The 2364-nt window shown below is 47.8% G+C and carries 4 protein-coding genes; 1 reads left to right on the forward strand and 3 read right to left on the reverse strand.

What is annotated here, in order from left to right; translation table 11 throughout:
- Positions 1-562 precede the first annotated feature (562 nt).
- The 3 genes from V7051_RS24505 to tnpA all read right to left on the reverse strand — a co-directional run bounded on the left by V7051_RS24505 (position 563) and on the right by tnpA (position 1969).
- The gene (locus V7051_RS24505) at positions 563-997 is read right to left on the reverse strand and encodes a transposase (RefSeq protein WP_442919737.1); all 435 of its coding nucleotides are present in this window, start codon (positions 995-997) and stop codon (positions 563-565) included.
- A gap of 10 nt (positions 998-1007) precedes the next feature.
- Entirely contained in the window at positions 1008-1325 is a 318-nt protein-coding gene (locus V7051_RS24510; protein ID WP_333879377.1) for a hypothetical protein, read from the reverse strand.
- A gap of 212 nt (positions 1326-1537) precedes the next feature.
- Positions 1538-1969, reverse strand: a complete 432-nt coding sequence (gene tnpA / locus V7051_RS24515) for an IS200/IS605 family transposase (protein WP_333879378.1) — start codon at positions 1967-1969, stop codon at positions 1538-1540.
- A 128-nt stretch (positions 1970-2097) separates the two neighbouring features.
- Between tnpA and V7051_RS24520 the strand changes: the two genes are divergently transcribed.
- Positions 2098-2280 (forward strand): hypothetical protein, encoded by a 183-nt coding sequence (locus V7051_RS24520; RefSeq protein WP_333879379.1) that lies wholly within the window; start codon positions 2098-2100, stop codon positions 2278-2280.
- Positions 2281-2364 lie beyond the last annotated feature (84 nt).

Raw genomic sequence — 2364 nt, forward strand, 5'->3', positions numbered from 1 at the left:
CCAATAGCTATATCACAAATTATCGCTTCGCTTCAATATGACTGACTACTAGTCTGACTCAGGGGGACCTCGAACTCATCAGTCTTCATCGAATCAAAATTGGCAGAAAATGTATCGATAGATGAAGAAAGAACCCTCGTGAGCTTTAACGAATTGGATTTAAAAATCCGAAGCGAAATAGTCAATAAATTCGAGGCGTGCGCTACTTTTGACTCGGCTGTGAAAACAGAGTACGAAAACTTGCACTTTCTCTACATCGAGTTCACTCGAACCGCAAAGGAGCAAAGGAATCTACTAGAGCATTTCCCGGGGAGTCGCTATTTTTGCGAAAGCTTTTATGGGCCTCCCAGCCCAACAAGCGGCAAAAATTACGCGACCGCTAATGCCTGCGGCTGCCCCAGCCGTCCTGGTCACTCGATCGCTACCCAACAAGGGGTAGCTCACATGCTCTCCAATGACTCGACGCGATTTCGGAAAGCCTGCATTTTCACTTCGCAAGCTGCGTGAAAACACATGCACTATCGCTTCTGGGGACTACTCGACTCCTGTCTCGCAGCGTTCGTTAGTTAGAAACATAGCCTGAATTGTTAAAATAATTCAGGCACTCATCAGAGTGAAACTGATCCATGATCTGGCCGATAGCTTGCCAAAGCTGATCAACCGTTCGTTCAGCCGCCTTGCGTAGCAAGGCTTTCAGTTTGGCAAAGACCTGTTCAATCGGGTTCAGGTCAGGACTATAAGGCGGCAGGTATTTCATCGTCGCGCCTCTGGCTTCAATCAGTTCCTGAACGTCCGCGACCTTATGAGCCGGTAGATTATCGCAGATGACGATATCGCCGGGCCTTAACGTGGGCCCCAACTGCGAGCTTAAATACTCTTTGAAAGCGTCGCCATTCATGGCCTGATCAAGCACCAGGGCGCCGTGAGCTGGTCCATCCGTAAACCGGCAATAAACGTCAGCGTCTGCCAATGACCCGACGGTGCCGTATCTACACACCGGGCACCAACTACAGCACAGCCCCATAGCGTCGGATCAACTCGGTTGAAGCACTGGTTTTATCCAGAAATACCCGTTTTGACACATCGCAGCTTTTCTGCCACGCTTGCCATTGCTCTCGGGCTAGCGCGACATCGTCACGTTGCTGTTCACTGGCGAACACGGTTTTTTTATAGCGATAGCCCAATTTTTGACGGACAAATTTGTCGATCGCTGAGATGGACATAATCAAGCCCTGTTCACTTTCTAACCAGGACTGCAATTCTTTCAAGGTCATCGACGGATGATCGACTAACTGGGCCTTGATGGCGTCTTCATACGGTTCCAAAAACGCTCGTCGGTAACCGCCAATCTGCTTAGGATATTGCCAAAAACAACTTCTCTGAATTGATAAAGCGAATCGACGATAATAAAGCACTTTACCCAGCGAAAGAGTAAATATCCCCCGGCAAAGCCGGGGGCTTTATGTTGTGAACCGCTCAAAGCGGTAAACGGGGTCGCTAACGCGGCCCCAATATAATAGCCACCTAAAGGTGGCGTTCAGTTCCAAAGACTCAATTGTTCAATCCTCTGGTCTTCTTGTTCTTGGTGGCGGATGTATTCTCGGATCATGGTCTCATCCCGACCAACCGTCGAAACAAAATAACCGCGTGCCCAAAAGTGCTGCCCGACAAAATTACGCTTTTTCTCTCCATAAACTCGCGCCATATGGATAGCACTTTTGCCTTTGATGTAGCCAATCACTTGCGACACTGCGTACTTCGGTGGTATCGAAATCAACATATGCACATGATCAGGCATCAAATGCCCCTCTAAAATCCAACTTTCCTTCTGACTGACTAGCCTTCGGAAAACCTCTTCCAAATGTGATCGCAACTCTTTATACAAGGTTCGTCGCCGACATTTCGGAATAAACACAACGTGATATTTGCACTCCCACTTCGAGTGACTTAAGCTTTCTTTCTCGTCCATCAGGTTACTCCTCTAGCGTGTTCTTGGCGGTTCACGCTTTTGAGTTTCCTGATGGACTCCTCTAAATGTCAAACTTTTGCTGTCTCCCCGGCAGAGCCGGGGGATTTCTCATTATTTGTTAAAAGCAAGTGATCGGTTACGACCAAGCCATTGAAATCAAAATGCAGCGACTTTTTACCACCCTGTCGGAAAAGGATAAGCGTCGATATGCGGGCATAGAAGCGACGAAACTGGGCCATGGCGGTATTGACTATATTTCTAAGCTATTTGATATCGATCCTAACCAGTTAAATGTGGGACTAAACAATTAAGCAGTACCGTGACACCGGAAAGATTGAACGGCAACAGCGCGCTTATCAAGGTTTTGAACGTCTGTATACGGCTGAAGATATACG

Source organism: Methylobacter sp., from assembly GCF_036845245.1.
In the GTDB taxonomy this organism is placed as follows: Bacteria; Pseudomonadota; Gammaproteobacteria; order Methylococcales; family Methylomonadaceae; genus Methylobacter_A.